Origin of the sequence: Micromonospora zamorensis (assembly GCF_900090275.1) — a bacterium.
In the GTDB taxonomy this organism is placed as follows: Bacteria; Actinomycetota; Actinomycetes; order Mycobacteriales; family Micromonosporaceae; genus Micromonospora; species Micromonospora zamorensis.
This window is the reverse complement of record NZ_LT607755.1, coordinates 6846028-6862108: the sequence shown is the minus strand read 5'-3', so window position 1 is coordinate 6862108 and position 16081 is coordinate 6846028. Positions and strand designations below refer to the sequence as shown.

Annotated in this window: 17 protein-coding genes and 1 riboswitch; of the genes, 6 read left to right on the top strand and 11 right to left on the bottom strand. The window is 71.9% G+C overall.

The genetic code is table 11. The features are described 5' to 3' along the window. Nucleotides 1–6 precede the first annotated feature (6 nt). Nucleotides 7–591: a helix-turn-helix domain-containing protein gene (locus tag GA0070619_RS30940; RefSeq protein ID WP_088951276.1), complete on the bottom strand. Its 585-nt coding sequence runs from the start codon at nt 589–591 to the stop codon at nt 7–9. A gap of 88 nt (nt 592–679) precedes the next feature. Here GA0070619_RS30940 and GA0070619_RS30935 point away from each other — a divergent pair, with 88 nt between their 5' ends. After that, a complete protein-coding gene (locus GA0070619_RS30935) occupies nt 680–1312 on the top strand; it encodes a class I SAM-dependent methyltransferase (protein WP_088951275.1) in 633 nt (210 codons plus the stop codon). A gap of 55 nt (nt 1313–1367) precedes the next feature. On the opposite strand, the gene GA0070619_RS30930 is transcribed toward GA0070619_RS30935, so the two are convergent. From GA0070619_RS30930 to GA0070619_RS30905, 6 genes are all read right to left on the bottom strand, one after another. Next, entirely contained in the window at nt 1368–2840 is a 1473-nt protein-coding gene (locus GA0070619_RS30930) for an alpha/beta hydrolase (RefSeq protein ID WP_088951274.1), read from the bottom strand. A 125-nt stretch (nt 2841–2965) separates the two neighbouring features. Next, nucleotides 2966–3235: a hypothetical protein gene (locus GA0070619_RS30925; protein ID WP_088951273.1), complete on the bottom strand. Its 270-nt coding sequence runs from the start codon at nt 3233–3235 to the stop codon at nt 2966–2968. Between the two features lie 239 nt (nt 3236–3474). Next, nucleotides 3475–3648 (bottom strand): CsbD family protein, encoded by a 174-nt coding sequence (locus GA0070619_RS30920; RefSeq protein ID WP_088951272.1) that lies wholly within the window; start codon nt 3646–3648, stop codon nt 3475–3477. Between the two features lie 74 nt (nt 3649–3722). After that, nucleotides 3723–5978: a heavy metal translocating P-type ATPase gene (locus tag GA0070619_RS30915; RefSeq protein WP_088951271.1), complete on the bottom strand. Its 2256-nt coding sequence runs from the start codon at nt 5976–5978 to the stop codon at nt 3723–3725. A gap of 12 nt (nt 5979–5990) precedes the next feature. Further along, a complete protein-coding gene (locus GA0070619_RS30910; protein ID WP_088951270.1) occupies nt 5991–6962 on the bottom strand; it encodes a hypothetical protein in 972 nt (323 codons plus the stop codon). 13 nt (nt 6963–6975) lie between these two features. Further along, on the bottom strand, nt 6976–7185 hold the full coding sequence (locus GA0070619_RS30905; RefSeq protein ID WP_088951269.1) for a heavy-metal-associated domain-containing protein: 210 nt from the start codon (nt 7183–7185) through the stop codon (nt 6976–6978). Between the two features lie 98 nt (nt 7186–7283). Between GA0070619_RS30905 and GA0070619_RS30900 the strand changes: the two genes are divergently transcribed. Continuing rightward, the gene (locus GA0070619_RS30900; RefSeq protein WP_088951268.1) at nt 7284–7580 is read left to right on the top strand and encodes a metal-sensitive transcriptional regulator; all 297 of its coding nucleotides are present in this window, start codon (nt 7284–7286) and stop codon (nt 7578–7580) included. A gap of 6 nt (nt 7581–7586) precedes the next feature. Here GA0070619_RS30900 and GA0070619_RS30895 read toward each other — a convergent pair whose 3' ends face one another. After that, complete coding sequence (locus GA0070619_RS30895; RefSeq protein WP_088951267.1) at nt 7587–9725, bottom strand: heavy metal translocating P-type ATPase; 2139 nt, start codon at nt 9723–9725, stop codon at nt 7587–7589. Between the two features lie 309 nt (nt 9726–10034). On the opposite strand from GA0070619_RS30895, the gene GA0070619_RS30890 reads away from it, so the two are divergent. Together GA0070619_RS30890 and GA0070619_RS30885 are read left to right on the top strand one after the other, a co-directional pair. Next, entirely contained in the window at nt 10035–11405 is a 1371-nt protein-coding gene (locus GA0070619_RS30890) for a YibE/F family protein (protein WP_088951266.1), read from the top strand. A 166-nt stretch (nt 11406–11571) separates the two neighbouring features. Further along, a riboswitch (cyclic di-AMP (ydaO/yuaA leader) is annotated at nt 11572–11702 on the top strand. A 4-nt stretch (nt 11703–11706) separates the two neighbouring features. Beyond that, a complete protein-coding gene (locus GA0070619_RS30885; protein ID WP_088951265.1) occupies nt 11707–12726 on the top strand; it encodes a coiled-coil domain-containing protein in 1020 nt (339 codons plus the stop codon). Between the two features lie 56 nt (nt 12727–12782). On the opposite strand, the gene GA0070619_RS30880 is transcribed toward GA0070619_RS30885, so the two are convergent. Then, nucleotides 12783–13511: a carbonic anhydrase gene (locus GA0070619_RS30880; protein ID WP_088951264.1), complete on the bottom strand. Its 729-nt coding sequence runs from the start codon at nt 13509–13511 to the stop codon at nt 12783–12785. Nucleotides 13512–13738: 227 nt separating this feature from the next. Here GA0070619_RS30880 and GA0070619_RS30875 point away from each other — a divergent pair, with 227 nt between their 5' ends. Together GA0070619_RS30875 and mycP are read left to right on the top strand one after the other, a co-directional pair. Then, on the top strand, nt 13739–14074 hold the full coding sequence (locus GA0070619_RS30875; RefSeq protein ID WP_088951263.1) for a helix-turn-helix transcriptional regulator: 336 nt from the start codon (nt 13739–13741) through the stop codon (nt 14072–14074). 51 nt (nt 14075–14125) lie between these two features. After that, a complete protein-coding gene (gene mycP / locus GA0070619_RS30870; protein ID WP_231927196.1) occupies nt 14126–15358 on the top strand; it encodes a type VII secretion-associated serine protease mycosin in 1233 nt (410 codons plus the stop codon). Nucleotides 15359–15437: 79 nt separating this feature from the next. On the opposite strand, the gene GA0070619_RS30865 is transcribed toward mycP, so the two are convergent. Further along, nucleotides 15438–15716, bottom strand: coding sequence for a WXG100 family type VII secretion target (locus tag GA0070619_RS30865; RefSeq protein ID WP_088951261.1), 279 nt, complete (start codon nt 15714–15716; stop codon nt 15438–15440). Between the two features lie 25 nt (nt 15717–15741). Beyond that, nucleotides 15742–16050: a WXG100 family type VII secretion target gene (locus GA0070619_RS30860; RefSeq protein WP_088951260.1), complete on the bottom strand. Its 309-nt coding sequence runs from the start codon at nt 16048–16050 to the stop codon at nt 15742–15744. Between the last annotated feature and the right edge of the window lie 31 nt (nt 16051–16081).

Here is a 16081-nt window from a genome sequence, read left to right as displayed (position 1 = left end):
CCTGGGTCAATCGGGCTTCGGGGCGGCGCGGACGTGCGCGCGTTCGCCCTGTTTTCCGATCAGGCTGAGGAACTCGACGGGGCCGGAGCTGGTGGCCCCGAACCAGTGCGGGGTGCGGGTGTCGAACTCGGCGGCCTCCCCGGGCGTGAGGACGAGATTGTGCTCGCCGAGGACCAGTCGCAGCGTGCCGTTGAGGACGTAGACCCAGTCGTGTCCCTCGTGGGTGCGCAGGTCGGGTTCGCGGTCGTCGGCGCTGGCCGGGAGCACGTACTTGTAGGCCTGGATGCCCCCGGGTCGCCGGGTCAGCGGCAGGATGACCGATCCGTCGCTGCACGTGATGGGGCGCAGGTTGATGCGGGGATCGCCGGTCGGCGGCGCGCCGACGAGCTCGTCGAGCGTCACGCCGTGGACGCGGGCGAGCGGGAGGAGTTGCTCCAGCGTGGGGCGACGCAGACCGGCTTCGAGCCTGGACAGGGTGCTGGCGGAGATGCCGGTCTCCGCGGCGAGGTCGGTGAGCGTGATGTCGCGGCGGAGCCGAAGGTGTTTCAGTCTTCCTCCGACAGCGTCCAGGGTGCGGTCCGGCTCGTCCATGTCGCCAATTTTGCCATTCGGCAAGAAGTTTTGCGGATCGGCGGGTGAGCCGGTCACAGTCGCTACCGAGACGCGAAGGAGCAGGTAGATGACCGAGCAGCACGAGTTCGACAAGGGCTACTGGGATCGGCACTGGCACCAGGTAAACCATGATCATCCGGATGCCGTCGGCGCGGCTCCCCCGCACCCGTACCTGGCCCGTGAGACCGCCGGCCTGACGCCCGGCACGGTGTTGGACGCCGGCTGCGGCACCGGCACGGAGGCGATCTGGCTCGCTTCGCACGGCTGGCAGGTCACCGCTGTCGACATCGCATCCGCCGCCCTCGCTCTCGCCGCCGGACGCGCGGCGGACGCCGGGGTGCCCGAGCGCGTGCGGTGGGTGGAGGCGGACCTGACGACCTGGGAGCCGGGGACGCAGTTCGATCTGGTGACGACGCACTACGCGCACCCGGCGATGCCGCACCTGGCCTTCTACGACCGCATCGCCGGGTGGGTGGCGCCGGGTGGCAGCCTGCTGATCGTCGGGCACCTGCACACCTCGGAAGCCACCGGGCACGGCCACCACCCACCCGAGGAGGCATCGGTCACCCTCGCGGACATCACCGCCGGCCTGGACAGCGCCACCTGGGAGATGGTCACCGCCGAGGAGCACCGCCGCTCGATGCCCGGCCGGGAAGTCCCGCTGCACGACGTGGTCGTCCGCGCCACCCGACGCCGCTGAACCCGCCGCTGCCGGCCGTCGGGCGAACCTGACCACCCGACGGCCGGCGGCACGCTCACACGTCGGGGTCGACGGCCGGGCAGCTGGCACCACGGGCGGGCACCACCTGATCGATCAGGTAGGCGTCGACGGCTCGTTGCACGCACGGGCTGCTGCTGTAACTGCCGTGCCCCCACCCCTGGTAGGTGAGCAGAGCGCCGTGCCTGCTCAACTGCCGGGCCACAGTGCGGGCCCAGTCGTACCCGCTCGCCGGGTCGTGCACCGTGGCGGCGATCAGCAGTGGCACGTCGGTGCGGACCCGCAGTCGGTGCTGCGGGTTGGCGACCGGCGACGGAGTGCCCAGGCAGGTGACGAGCGCGAACAGGGCCGGCGGATACCGCAGGTCCGGTGCGAGCAGGGCCGCCCGGCGCACGTGTGCGTCGTACTCCCGGTAGTCGCGGACGGGCAGGCTCCAGTCCTGGCAGAAGACCGCGAAGGGGTACGGCGCGACGGCGTCGACCGTCGTCGTGGCGTCGGCCGGGGGCGCGGTGGTCGGCGAGGCGGCCGCGTCCATCCTGCCGAGCCAGTCGGCCAGCCCTGGCCACCGCCACGTGTCGTAGAACCTCTTGTGGGTGAGCCGGGCCAACTCGAACGGGGTCAGCACCACGCCGGCCCGGTCCGGGTCGGTCAGCGTGCCGCTCTCGGCCCGGGCGCGCAGCCCGGCCCAGATCGCCCGTACGTCCCGTCCGTTGAGCCCGCAGGCGGTGGACCGGTCACACCAGGCGACGAACTCGTCGAACGCGTTCTCCGCGGTGAGCGCCTGGCTGTCGAGGAAGGCGCGGGTGCCGAGGCTGTGGTCCATCGCGGCCTCCAGCACGACGGCCCGGACCCGGTTCGGGTACAGCTCCGCGTACCGCTGCCCGAGCAGCGTGCCGTACGAGCTGCCGTGGAAGGTCAGCTGACGCTCGCCGAGCGCGGCGCGGACCGCGTCCAGGTCCCGGGCGGCGCTGGTCGTGTCGACGTGGTCGTAGAGCGCCCCGGTGCGGGCCCGGCAGTCGGCGCGCAGCAGCGCGTTGTTGGCCACTGTCGCGTCGAACTGGGCCTGGTCGGCGATCAGCTGCGGCTGCCGGGCGAGCAGGTCCCGTGCGCAGATCACCGGGTGGCTGCCGCCGGTGCCGCGTGGGTCGAAGCTGACGATGTCGAACCGGCGGCGCAGGTCGGCACTGAACCGGGAGCTGCCGTTCACCACCCGGTCGACCCCGCTGTCGCCCGGCCCACCCGGGCCGAAGACCAGCGCACCCTTGCGGGTGGTCTTGTCGGCGGCCCGGCGAGCCAACGCCAGGTCGAAGCGCTCACCTCGGGGCTGGTTCCAGTCGACCGGCAGCGACAGGGTGCCGCACTCGGCATCCGAGTCGGTGGCGCAGGGCCGCCAGTCGATCGTCGGACCGGGCTGTGGTCGAGCGGCGGCGGGGCTCGCCGGGGTCAGGCCGGTGGCCGTGAGAGCCAGGGCGACCGCCCAGCCCACGGCGGATTTGCGTACGCGCAGCATGAGGTGCTGTCCTCTCCTCGAAGGAGCGTTACCGGTGAAGCTCGCCCACTGGGCGAGGTGATGCTGCTTCCACCCGGGCCGTCGAGTAGCCGCTCGACGGCCCGGGGCCTCCTGCTCTCAGCGGGTCACTCGACCTCGAGCAGGACGCGCTCGAGCGTGGTCATCCGGGTTTCCATCCCGCCCAGCCGCCCGTCCATCGCCGCGAGCAGTCGGGCGTTCTCGGCCTGGGCCTGGGCTGCCGTCTCGGCCAGCCGGCGGTAGTCGTCCGCGCGGGCCAGTTCGAGCCGGGCCCGGCGTGTCTTGGCCAACTGGACGACGGTCACCGTGAACACGCTGATGATCAGGGCGAAGATGCCGATCGCGCCGACCACCTCGGTCCAGTCGTGCTCGCTCATCGGCCCGCTCCCGGCTGCTCGGCCGAGCGGGGCACGGTCGGCGACTCGACCGCCGCCGCGATGACCTCGGGGGTGAGTGTGAGCGCGAACGGCTTCACCTGGAAGTTAGCAGGTAGAGGCGTGCGGCTGTGGGTGCCGGAAGCGGAATCAGGGGGATCTCAGGGTCACGGAAAGCGCCGGACAGACAGAACGCCGGGCCGGTGATGATCACCGGCCCGGCGTGCAATGTGCGTCGTACGTCAGCTCTTGAAGGCGTCCTTGATCTTCTCGCCGGCCTGCTTGAGCTTGGCCTTGGACTGGTCAGTGCGACCCTCGGCCTCGAGCTGCTCGTCGTCGGTGGCCCGACCGGCGCCTTCCTTCAGCTTGCCGGTCGCGTCCTCGGTGGCGTTGTTGATCTTATCGTCGATACCCATTGCCAACCTCCATTGCAAGCGTCGCTACAACACCAGCAATACCCCGGCCATCACCGGTCCAACCATTCCCCTCGTCACAGTCCGCGATCGGCGGTGGCCGAACGAAACCGTCGCAGCCGCAGACTGTTGGCCACTACGAAGACCGAGGACAGCGCCATCGTGGCACCGGCGATCATCGGGTTGAGCAGCCCGGCGGCGGCCAACGGCAGGGCCGCCACGTTGTAGCCGAAGGCCCAGAACAGGTTGCCCCGGATGATGCCGAGCGTGCGTCGGGACAATCGGATGGCGTCCACAGCGGCGTCCAGGTCACCCCGGACGAGAGTGAGGTCGGACGCCTCGATCGCCACGTCGGTGCCGGTGCCCATGGCCAGCCCGAGGTCGGCCTGGGCCAGCGCCGGGGCGTCGTTGACCCCGTCGCCGACCATCGCCACCGACCGCCCCTCGGCCTGGAGCCGCTTGACCACGTCGACCTTCCCGGCCGGCAGCACCTCGGCGATCACCTCGTCGATGCCCACCTCGGCGGCGACCGCCCGGGCCACTGTGGTGTTGTCCCCGGTCAGCAGGACCGGAGTGAGCCCCAGCGCGCGCAACCGGGCCACCGCCGCCCGACTGGTCGGCCGCACCACGTCGGCGACCGCGAGCACGCCCCGGGCCTGCCCGTCCCAGCCGGCGACGATCGCCGTGCGGCCGGCGGCCTCCGCGTCGCGCACGGCCCACTCGACCTCCGGCGGTACGTCGATGTCGTGCTCGCGCAGCAGGCGGGCCCGACCGACCAGCACGACAGTTCCGTCGACAGTGCCGGTCACGCCCAGCCCTTCGAGGTTGCGGAAGCCGGTCACCGAAGGCAGTGCGCCGGCCTCGGCGGCACCCGCGGCGACGGCACGGGCGATCGGGTGCTCGGAGGCGGCCTCCACCGCGCCGGCGAGCCGGAGCAGCTCGGCCCGGTCCTCCCCGCTCGCCGGCACCACGTCCACCAGCGTCATCCGGCCGGTCGTGACGGTGCCCGTCTTGTCCAGCACCACGGTGTCCACCCGGCGGGTCGACTCCAGGACCTCCGGCCCCTTGATGAGCACACCGAGCTGCGCGCCCCGACCGGTGCCGACCAACAGCGCGGTCGGCGTGGCCAGGCCCAGCGCGCACGGGCAGGCGATGATCAGGACGGCCACGGCGGCCGTGAACGCGGCGGTCGGGCCAGCTCCGGTGCCGAGCCACCAGCCGAGGGTGCCGACGGTCAGCGTGATGACGATCGGCACGAAGACGCCGGAGATCCGGTCCGCCAGCCGCTGCACGGCCGCCTTGCCGCTCTGCGCCTGCTCGACCAGATCGGCCATCCGGGCGAGCTGGGTGTCCGCGCCGACCCGGGTCGCGGTGACCACCAGTCGGCCGCCCGCGTTGATGGTGGCGCCGACCACGCCGTCGCCGGGGCCGACCTCGACCGGCACCGACTCACCGGTGAGCATGCTGGCGTCCACGGCGGAGGTGCCCTCGTCGACCACCCCGTCGGTGGCGATCTTCTCCCCGGGACGGACCACGAACCGGTCACCGACGACGAGCCGGTCCACCGGAATCAGGGTCTCCACCCCGTCCCGCAGCACCGCCACCTCCCTGGCCCCGAGTTCGAGCAGGGCGCGCAGGGCGGCACCGGCGGTCCGCTTGGAACGGGCCTCGAAATAGCGACCGGCCAGGATGAACACCGTCACCCCGGCGGCCGCCTCCAGGTAGATGTTGCCGGCACCGTCGGTGCGGGTGATGTCGAAGCGGAACGGGTGCGTCATCCCCGGCATCCCGGCGTCGCCGAGGAAGAGCGCCCAGAGCGACCAGCCGAACGCCGCCAGGGTGCCAAGCGACACCAGCGTGTCCATGGTCGCGGCGCCGTGCCGCAGATTGGTCCAGGCGGCCCGGTGGAACGGCAGCCCACCCCAGACCACCACCGGGGCGGCCAGGGTCAACGACAGCCACTGCCAGTAGTCGAACTGCCAGGCCGGGACCATCGCCAGCAGGACCACCGGCACGCTCAGCGCCACCGACACCCAGAGCCGGGTACGCGGGCCCTTCAGCGGGTCCACCGACTGCTCTTCGGTCGGCGCGCTGGGCAGTGCGGCCGTGTAGCCGGTCTTCTGCACGGTCTCGATCAGGTCGTCCGGTGTGACGGCGTCGGCGTACCGGACGGTCGCCTTCTCGGTGGCGTAGTTGACTGTGGCACTCACGCCGTCCATCCGGTTGAGCTTCTTCTCGATCCGGGCGGCGCAGGCTGCGCACGTCATCCCGCCGATCGCCAACTCGATCCGGTTCGGCGCCTCGGGCAGTGGTCTGCTGCTGGTGGTGGTCATCGTCTGGTCCCGTCAGTTGTGCCCGTGTCCGGGGGTGCCGTGGTCGGCGCCCCCGGTCGGTGCGGGTCCGCTCGGGTCGCCCCCGGTGGGTGGGGCGTCGGCCGCTGGGGTGCCGGCCGCTGGGGTGCCGGCGACGACGGTGAACTCGGCGGTGTGCACCGCCCCGCCGTGCCGGAAGTCGAGGTAGAGCCGGTAGCTGCCAGCCGACGGCACCTCGGCGAGGAAGGTGACCGCGGGGCCGGGCCGGGTCCGCCCGTCGCCGGGAGTCCCGTCCGGGTGCACGTGCAGGTACGCCATGTCGCCCCGGCGCAGGGCCACCAGGTGCCCGTACGCGCCCAGGTAGGGCTCCAGGTCGGTGACCGGCTGCCCGCCCCGACTCACCGTCAGGGTCAGCGGTGAGGTGCGGCCAGGCTGCGGCGAGCCGGTCAGGGTGACGGTGTAGCCGTCGACGGTGGTGCTGGTCGAGGGGGCGGGTAGCGGCCGTTCGGTCAGCTCACCGGGGACGGTCACGTCCACCCCGAGGGTCAGCGGCTCGCCTCCGGTCGGGGTGAAGTCGGCGAACGCCCGCCACAGCCCGGGACCGGCCAGCGGGGTGTCGACCCGCCAGGTGCCGTCCGCTGCCAGCTCGGGGTGCACGTGACGGAAGCCGGAGAGGTCCCGCCGGGCCACGATCAGGTGCATCTGCTTGTCGTGCGCCACGTCGTACCGGGTCACCGGTTGACCGTCCGGCCCGGCGATCCGGAAGGCGAACTCGTCCGCCGGGGCGTCGACCGGTTCGAGGGTGTAGCCCCGGTCGGAGACGAGCAGGCCGCCGGGGAGCCGGTCGGTCGTCTCGTCGTGCTCGCCCGTCGCATGGGCGCCGTCGCCGTCGTGCCGGCCCTCGACCACCGGGGCGCGGTCGACGACCCGCCCGATCCCGTACGTCGTGCCGAAGACCGCCGCGAGGCCCACGGCGAACCCGGCCAGTCTCGTCACGGTGCGCATGCCCGCCCTCCGATCACGCGTCGACGAGGTCGTAGCCGGCCTCGTCGACGGCAGCCCGGACAACTGCCGGGTCGAGGGGCTGGTCGCTGCTGACGGTGACCCGGCCGGCCGCGAGGTCGACCTGGACGTCCTGCACGCCCGGGATCGCGCCGACCTCGGCGCTCACCGCGCTGACGCAGTGCCCACAGGTCATGCCCTGCACCTGGTACGTCGTGTTGACCATTGGAACGCCTCCCTGAACGGATTACCCGTACCCGGTGGGGGTATCCCACCCGAAGACGACCGTACCATACCCCCCAGGGGTACGCTATCCTGGTTCGCATGACCGCACCCACCCCGATCCGCGGGTACACCGCCAGCAAGGACCAGCTGCTCACGCGGCTCCGCCGCGTCGAGGGGCAGGTCCGCGGCATCGAGAAGATGGTCGACGACGACCGCTACTGCATCGACGTGCTCACCCAGATCTCCGCCATCCAGGCCGCACTCGACAAGGTGGCGCTGGGGCTGCTCGACGGGCATGCCCGGCACTGCATGCACGAGGGGGCGGCCGAGGGCCGGGCCGACGAGATGGCCACCGAGATGATGGCGGCGGTCGGCCGGCTGATGAAGCGCGGCTGACGCCCCTCAGTCCGGCGCCGGGTCGAGACGGACGCGGCGCAGCAACTGCGCGTTGAGCGCCACCACGATGGTGGACGCGGACATCAGCACTGCTGCCACCGCCGGGCTCAACGCCACGCCGGCCCAGGCCAGCACACCCGCCGCCAGCGGCAGCGCCACCACGTTGTAGCCCGCCGCCCAGGCCAGGTTCTGTCGCATCTTCCGGTACGAGCCCCGGGACAACCGAACCACGGCAGCCACCCCGCGCGGGTCCGAGGACGCCAGCACCACCCCGGCGGACTCGATCGCCACATCGGTGCCCGCGCCGATCGCGATACCGACGTCCGCTCGGGCCAACGCCGGAGCGTCGTTCACCCCGTCACCGACCATCGCCACGACCAACCCTCGCCGCTGAAGCTCCGCCACCCGGTCGTCCTTCTCCCCCGGCAGCACCTCGGCGAAGACCTCGTCGACACCGGGCCGGAAACCGACCTCGGCCGCGACCGCCTCGGCGACCGGGCGGGCGTCACCCGTGATCATGGCGATGGTTCGGACGCCCTCGGCACGCAGCTCGTCGACGGCCCGCCGGGCCTCCGGACGCACCTCGTCGGTCAACACGAACGCGCCGAGCACGGCGTCCGGCAGCCGCACCAGATGCAGCACCGCCGCACCCCGCGCCGACCACCGCTCGTTCGCCGTCACCAGCTCCGTCGGGAGCGACAGGCCCAGTTCCCGCAGCAGCGCCGGCCCGCCCACCGCGTACTCCGTACCGTCGATCGTCGCCTGCACACCGCGGCCCGGCAGCGAGCGGAACCCGGCGGCCGGGGCCGGGCCTGCGTGTCCGGCCGCTGCCACGATCGCCCGGGCCAACGGATGTTCGCTGTCCGACTCGACACCCGCCGCGATCCGCAGCACCTCGTCCCGCCCGATGCCCGGCACCGTCACCACGTCGGTGACCGCGTGCTCGCCCCGGGTCAGCGTGCCGGTCTTGTCGAAGAGAACCGCGCCGACCGTCCGCATCCGCTCCAACGCCAACCGGTCCTTGACCAGGATTCCGGACCGCGCGGCCAACGCGGTGGAGAGCGCGACGACCAGGGGGATGGCCAGACCCAGCGCGTGCGGGCAGGCGATCACCAGGACGGTGACCGCGCGGACCACCGCCTCGTCGGGCTGACCGAGCGCGGTCCAGACCAGCACGGTCAGCCCGGCGGTGCCGGTGGCCACGTAGAACAGCGCCGCGGCGAAACGGTCGGCCAGCAGTTGGGTCCGCCCACCGGAGGCCTGGGCCTGCGCGACCATGCGCTGGATGCCGGCGAGTGCGGTCTGCTCACCCAGCGCCTCCACACCGACCCGGATCGCCGAGTCGGTGGCGAGGGTGCCGGCCACCACCCGATCACCCGTCGACCGGGCGACCGGCCGCGACTCCCCGGTGATCATCGATTCATCCAGCTCGGCGCCGCCATCGATGATCCGCCCGTCGGCCGGCACCCGCCCGCCCGGGCGGACCAGCACCACGTCACCGACCCGCAGACCGGTCACCGGCACCGCCTCGACCCGGCCATCCGCCGCCACCCGCTCGGCCTCGTCCGGTAGCAGCGCGGCCAGCGCCACGAGCGCTCCCCGGGCCTGCCCGATGGCCTTCATCTCCTGCCAGTGCCCGAGCAGCATGATGGTGACCAGCGCGGCCAACTCCCACCAGAAGTCCAGGTCGAAGACGCCCACGCTGGTCGCCAGGGACGCGGTGTACGCCACGGTGATCGCCATCGCGACCAGCAGCATCATCCCGGGCGCCCGGTCCCGCACCTCCCGGACCGCACCGACCAGGAACGGCCAGCCGCCCCACCAGAACACCGCCGAGCCGAGCACCGGACCCACCCAGGAACGGCCGGGAACGTCCCAGCTCAGACCCAGCTGGTCCCAGACCAGGTGGCTGGCCAGGACCACCGGGATGGTGAGCGCAAGGCAGACCCAGAAGCGACGACGGAACATCGCCGGATCGTGCCCGGCGTGCTTGTCGTGCCCGGCGTGCTTGTCGTGCCCGGCGTGCTTGTCGTGCCCGGCGTGCTTGTCGTGCCCGGCGTGCTTGTCGTGCCCGGCTCTCTCCGGGGGCGTGGCCGGGGTGGCGTGCCGCTCATAGCCGGGATCGGGCGGTGATTGAGCGGGCATGTCTCCAACATGCCTGGCCGGGGACCGGCACGCGAGCGGTTCGGCGGCGACACTCCGTCACGACCTGCGTCCCCGGGCCGGGCTGGTTAGCATTCCCCACGATGACCCCCCGCATGCCGCTGCACGAACGGGCACCGGCGCCGCCACCCGGTGGCGTCGCTCCTGGCCGCCCGGGCCGGGCACTGACCATCCGTGATCGGGTGGTCGCCGGTCAGCGATCCGCCGCGTCTCCCGCCGCGATTCCGCAGTGCGGATGAACCGACCGGCCCACTGACACGTACCCCGCACCGGATCGTTGGGAGTCTCGCCTTGGGTTCCGACCACACCCGCCCCGCTCCGTCCGCCCCGCCCCGGGTCCGGCGGATCCTCATCATGACGGTAGTGCCCCTCTTCGTCGCCACCGTGCTCGCAGCACTGCTGCTCTGGCCGCGCGGTGGGGCACCGGAGACCGACGGCGGGGCGGATGTGCCGCGCTTCCCCGGCACGGTGACCCGGGTGGTGACCGAACCATGCCCGCCGACGCCGTCGAGCCCGGAGGGCACACCACGCGTCGGCGGCGGGCCGTGCGGCACTGTCGACGTCCGGGTGGACGACGGGCCGTCCGCCGGCCAGCAGGTGCAGACACCCGTGCCCGACGGGCCGGGCGCACCCCGGGTCGCGGTCGGCGACGAGGTCATCCTGGTCGAGCTGACCGATCCCACCGATCCCAGCACCAGCAACTGGAACATCTCCGAGCACCAGCGTGGCACCCCGATGCTGTGGTTGGCGGTGGTCTTCGCCGCGGCGATCGTCGCGTTCGGTAGGTGGCGGGGCCTGGCCGCGCTCGCCGGGTTGGCGGCCAGCTTCGCCATCCTGCTCACCTTCGTGCTGCCGGGCATCGGCGCCGGCAGGTCACCTCTGCTGGTGGCGGTGGTCGGCGCAGCCCTGATCATGTTCGTGGTGCTCTACCTGACGCACGGGGTCACCGCACAGACCTCGGTCGCGGTGCTCGGCACCCTGGGCAGCCTGGTGCTGACCGGCGTGCTCGCCACCATCGCCACGGCGGCAACCCACCTCACCGGCTTCGGCAGCGAGGACGCCACCACGCTGTCGATGTTCCAGGGCGACGTGGACCTGCACGGTCTGCTGCTCGCCGGGATCATCATCGGCTCGCTCGGGGTGCTCGACGACGTGACGGTCACCCAGGCGGCCACCGTCACCGAGCTGGCGCACGCCAACCCCGGCCTGACCCGGTTGCAGCTCTACCGGGCCGCGACCCGGGTCGGCCGCGCGCACATCGCCTCCACTGTCAACACCATCGTGCTGGCGTACGCGGGCGCGTCGCTGCCCCTGCTGCTCCTGCTCACCGCCGACGCACGGCCGATCGGGCAGATCCTCACCAGCGAGTTCCTCGCGCAGGAGATCGTCCGCAGCGCGGTCGCCACCCTCGGCCTGATCGCCGCCGTGCCACTGACCACCGGGCTGGCCGCAGTGGTGACCGCAGCCGGGCGCACGGACGCCACACCGTCCACCGACGCTTCCGCCCCGCGACCTCAGCCGGACCGGGCGGAGGCACTGGCCGCACTCATCTCACCGCGAGCGGGTCGCTCCGACGAGCCGGAACCGACGCGGACCCCACCCCCATCCACCGCCACCGACGGGTGGCCGGAGCCGAACAGGAGCACGGATACGGCATGGTGACACTCCTCAGCGTGACCAGATCGGGCGTCCACCCTGAGAACCACGTCACTGGTCACTCAACGCTATGGCGAAATGACGCTTTTGGTCGGCATCCAGGCGTAGCTCACACGACCGACTCTCGGGTAACCTCGCTGCCGGTTACCGATGAAGGCGCGAAGCGGCGCCTGCGGTGCCACCGCCCAATCGCCAACCGGCGAATCGGGGACCCAGGTACGTGGGGTGAATCCGCGTCAGCGGTAGGGGCCACTTCCGCCCCGAACCCGTCAGCTAACCCGGTCGGCGGTCGACGGAAGGGAACATTGTGACGGCACCCCTACGCCGCTGGTTGACACCCGTGGTGGCCGTGATCGCCGCATTGACCGTGCTCGCCGGGCCCCTCCCGGCCCACGCCGCCCCGACGACCCCCACACCGTCCGGGCACGAGGAGGACGGCGAGCCGCAGCTGCTCACCGACGTCATCGAGCAGGCCAACCGCGACTACTCCGCCGCCAAGTCCCAACTGGACAAATCCAAGAAGCGGCAGTTGGAGCTGGCCCTGGAGGTCGACCGGGCAAAGGCCGACCTGGACGCGTTGACCCCACAGGTCGGGCTGATCGCCGCCCAGTCGTACCGGACCGGCCGGATCGGCGCGCTCGCGATGCTGCTGGAGAGCAAGGCTCCCGACGCCTTCGTCCAGCGCGCCGCGGTGCTCGACGAGATGAACATGGTCAATGAGAAGAAGCTCGCCGAGGTCAACACGGCGAAGGCCCGCGCCGAGCAGGCCAAGCTGGCCCTCGACGCGGAGGTCCGCGAGCAGCAGAAGCAGACCGCCCTGATGGCGAAGCGGAAGAGCGAGGCGGACAAGGCGCTCTCCCTCGTTGGCGGCAAGGGCTTCACCGGCGGCCTGGTGGACGCCACCTCGAAGGTGGCCAAGATCGGGCCGGGTCGCACCGCCGACGGTGACTGGAAGCCGCAGTCGTGCAGCGAGAATGACCCGACCACGTCCGGTTGCGTCACGCCCCGCACGCTGCACGCGTACAAGGAGGTCAAGGCGGCCGGCTACAACCGGTTCGTCGGCTGCTACCGATCCGGTGGGCCGTGGGAGCACCCGAAGGGCCGTGCCTGCGACTGGTCGCTGCAGAAGAGCGGCTTCGCCCCGTGGCACAACGATGACACCCGGAGGTACGGCAACAACGTCGCCGCCTTCCTCATCCGTAACGCCGACCGGCTGGGCATCTACTACGTGATCTGGAACCGGCAGATCTGGTTCCCGGCGACCGGCTGGAGTTCGTACAGCGGGCCGTCGAACCACACCGACCACGTCCACATGTCGCTGCTCTGACCCGCTGAACCCTCGCCGAGGGCCGTTCCGCGTCGCGCGGAGCGGCCCTCGTCGCGTCAGGCGGCGGCGGGCGCGGCCGGGTCGAGGGGCCCGGCCTCCTCGCCGAGCGTCGCGAAGCCGGCCGGCACGGCGGCCACCGGGCGGACCGCTCCGGCGGCGAGCCGGTACGACACACCGACCACCGCGCACCGCCCCTGCGCCACCTCGTCGGCCAGCACCGGCGACTGCCCGAGCAGCGTCTCGACGGTCTGTGCGATGTGGATGTCGACGATGCCGTCGATGTCCTGCACACCCTCGGTCTCGGCCCGGCGCAGGCTGGGCAGCACCGCGTCGACCACCGCCCGCAGGTGCCCCTGAGGTTGGGTGCCGGTCGTGGCGACCTCCCGGGCCGCCTGCACCGCACCGCACGAGTCGTGCCCGAGCACCACCACCAGCGGGGTGCCCAGCACTGTCACCGCGTACTCCACGCTGCCGAGCACCTCGGGGCCGGCGGTGTGGCCGGCGGTGCGGACCACGAACAGGTCGCCCAGCCCGCGGTCGAAGATGATCTCAGCGGCCAGGCGGGAGTCGGAGCAGCCGACGATCACCGCGAACGGGTGCTGCCCGTCGGCCACGGCGGCCCGGTGCCCGGCGTCCTGGTTGGGGTGGCGGGGGGCGCCGCCGACGAAGCGCCGGTTGCCGGCGACCAACTCGGCGTACGCGCGGGCCGGCTCGCTCAGCGCCGGGGCGCGGTCGGCGGTCCGCTGCGGGCCCGGCTGTCCGCCGGGCGTTCCGGAATGACTCATCCCCGCACCTCGTCTCGACGCATCTGACCTGGTCAACCGGCTCTTGAGCCGGGCCGGCGCCGGGCGCTGGCTCGGCTTTTACGGTCACACGCACCGTAAGATGCGTCAAGGTATACGTGATATGGATTTCATACGTTGACCTCAGCTCGCCCCTGGGTAACGCACCTCGGGCAGGGCCGACGAGACTCCTCGAGGGCAGGGTCGGCATCCGGAGAGGCGGTCACACGATGACGAAGACGGCAGCGGGCGACACCGGTGGTGGGCGGAACTGGACGTTCCTCACCAACCACGGGCACGTTCTGCTGGCCATCGCCCGCGACCCCACCGCCCGGCTGCGGGATGTCGCCGCCGAGGTCGGCGTGACCGAACGTGCCGCGCAGGCGATCGTCGCCGACCTGGAGGCGGGCGGATACCTGCACCGCACCCGCGTCGGGCGGCGCAACGAGTACACCCTCAACCCGTCCGGTCGGTTCCGTCATCCCGCCGAGGCCGACCGCCAGGTCGGTGCCCTGCTCGCGCTGTTCGCCGATCCGTCCACCGCGGAGGTCGGTCCCCAGGCCTGAGCGTCGGTCGCCGGGCCGCTGCAAGACCGGGCACAGCGGTAATCTCTGCGGGTGCGCGAATGCCCGCCGTTGAGCGCGACCACCCTGTCCCGTCGTCCCGTCACAGCGGTCCTCAGTGGAGCGTTGGCGGCTCTGCTCGGTGCCGGCCTGGTGGCACCCACCCCGGCAGCCGCGGCAGCGCCCTCCTGCGGCCCCGGCAGCGAGGAGAGCCTGACGGAGACGCCATGGGCGTTGCGCCGACTTGAGCCGTCCTCCGCGTGGCCACTGTCCCGGGGCGCCGGCGTCACGGTGGCGGTGATCGACTCCGGGGTCTCCGCGACCCATCCGCTGCTCAATGGTCAGGTGCTCGAAGGCCGCGACTTCAATGATCTGCCGGCCAACCAGGGCCAGTGCGACCTGGTCGGGCACGGCACGATGATCGCCGGCATCATCGCCGGCCGGGAGGGCACGGGCGTCCCGTTCAGCGGCATCGCCCCGGCTGCCCGCATCCTCCCCGTCCGGGTCCTGCCGGACCTCAAGGACACCAACGACCCCGACCTCCCCGGGCAGATCGCCGCGGCCATCGACTGGGCGGTCGAGCAGGGCGCCGACGTCATCAACCTGTCCCTGACCACCGTTCCCGGCCCCGAGCTGACAGCCGCCGTCGAGCGTGCCCTGGCCAAGCGGGTGGTGCTGGTCGCCGCCGCCGGCAACCGGCAGGAGGGCCAGCAGGACAGACCGGGTTACCCGGCCGCGTACCCCGGGGTGATCGCCGTCGGTGGGGTCGACGAGCAGGGCGGTCACGTGGGCAGCTCGATCAGCGGCGACTACGTCGACATCGCCGCACCGGGGTTGAACATCATCGGGCCGGCACCGCAGGGAGCCGGCTACCGCGGCGAGCCGAACGGCGGCACCAGCTACGCCGCCGCGTACGTCTCGGGAGCGGCCGCGCTGGTCCGGGCCGCATACCCGGACCTCAGTCCACAACAGATCGCCGAACGGCTGGAACGCACGGCCGACAACCCACCGGAAGGCCACAACGCCGACATCGGCTACGGCATGGTGAATCCATACCGTGCGGTGTCGAGCCTGCTGGGCACCCGGACGAACCCGCCCGCCGGCGCCCTCCCGATGCCCCCGGCGCAGGACGACCCGCTGGGCTGGCAACGCCCCGCCGCGATCTGGGCGGCGGCGGTCGGTGGCCTGCTCACCGTGCTGCTGCTGATCGCGCGACCGATCGTCACCCGTGGTCGCCGACGGGGCTGGCGCCCGGGCCGGCGCACCGACTCAGCGGCTGCCGGCTGACCGGCGCCGCCGCACCGAGGCCAGACACAGTGCGGCTCCGGCCCGGATCAACCGGACCGGAGCCACCCCGCCGAATGCCTCAGCCCCACACCTTCGAGTTGCTCATCTCGGTGGTGAGGTAGTTTTCCCGGGCGATGCCGACGGCGCCGCCGATCTCGTTCAGGATGCGGTTGATGTCCTGGACCGCCGCGTCCCACTTGGCCTGGTGCTGCTCGTAGGCAACCCGGTCCTCGCCGTCCCAGTGGAGCTTGGTCAGCATCGACCGCAGCGTGTCGAGCTTCTCCTCGAGGGTCTTCGAGATGGCCTGCATCTGCTGGTTGCTGCTCTCGAGGACCGCATAGTCAACTTTGATCGTCACGATTTCCTCCTCTGCTGGCTGCGGATCACGGGTTGAGAGCAGAGTGGAACTTGTCCAGCATCTGCTGCTGCTCTTCGTCGTTGACCTGGTGCGTCGTACCCGACTTGTCGAGCAGATCGGCGATGTTGTCCATCGCCGTCAGCAGCTTGCTCGTGTCTTCGCTCCAGCGCGTCATCAGCGACTGGAAGCCCGTGGACGCCTGGCCCTTCCATGCCATCGCCAGGTCGTCGACCACGTTCCAGAGCTTCTTCAGCTCGCCGTCAACCTCGCTGCGCGTGGACCGCACGTCACTCGCGGCGGTATGCAGAGTCGCTGCTTCGACCTCGAACGCCATGCCTCACACCCTTCCGTCATGTTGTGGTGGC

Coding starts and splice junctions, on each gene's coding strand:
- GA0070619_RS30910 (WP_088951270.1), bottom strand. CDS start 6,962: ATGCGCACCGTGACGAGACTGGCCGGGTTCGCCGTGGGCCTCGCGGCG.
- GA0070619_RS30930 (WP_088951274.1), bottom strand. CDS start 2,840: ATGCTGCGCGTACGCAAATCCGCCGTGGGCTGGGCGGTCGCCCTGGCT.
- GA0070619_RS30860 (WP_088951260.1), bottom strand. CDS start 16,050: ATGGCGTTCGAGGTCGAAGCAGCGACTCTGCATACCGCCGCGAGTGAC.
- GA0070619_RS30875 (WP_088951263.1), top strand. CDS start 13,739: ATGACGAAGACGGCAGCGGGCGACACCGGTGGTGGGCGGAACTGGACG.
- GA0070619_RS30925 (WP_088951273.1), bottom strand. CDS start 3,235: ATGAGCGAGCACGACTGGACCGAGGTGGTCGGCGCGATCGGCATCTTC.
- GA0070619_RS30920 (WP_088951272.1), bottom strand. CDS start 3,648: ATGGGTATCGACGATAAGATCAACAACGCCACCGAGGACGCGACCGGC.
- GA0070619_RS30915 (WP_088951271.1), bottom strand. CDS start 5,978: ATGACCACCACCAGCAGCAGACCACTGCCCGAGGCGCCGAACCGGATC.
- GA0070619_RS30880 (WP_088951264.1), bottom strand. CDS start 13,511: ATGAGTCATTCCGGAACGCCCGGCGGACAGCCGGGCCCGCAGCGGACC.
- GA0070619_RS30900 (WP_088951268.1), top strand. CDS start 7,284: ATGACCGCACCCACCCCGATCCGCGGGTACACCGCCAGCAAGGACCAG.
- GA0070619_RS30895 (WP_088951267.1), bottom strand. CDS start 9,725: ATGCCCGCTCAATCACCGCCCGATCCCGGCTATGAGCGGCACGCCACC.
- GA0070619_RS30905 (WP_088951269.1), bottom strand. CDS start 7,185: ATGGTCAACACGACGTACCAGGTGCAGGGCATGACCTGTGGGCACTGC.
- GA0070619_RS30940 (WP_088951276.1), bottom strand. CDS start 591: ATGGACGAGCCGGACCGCACCCTGGACGCTGTCGGAGGAAGACTGAAA.
- GA0070619_RS30935 (WP_088951275.1), top strand. CDS start 680: ATGACCGAGCAGCACGAGTTCGACAAGGGCTACTGGGATCGGCACTGG.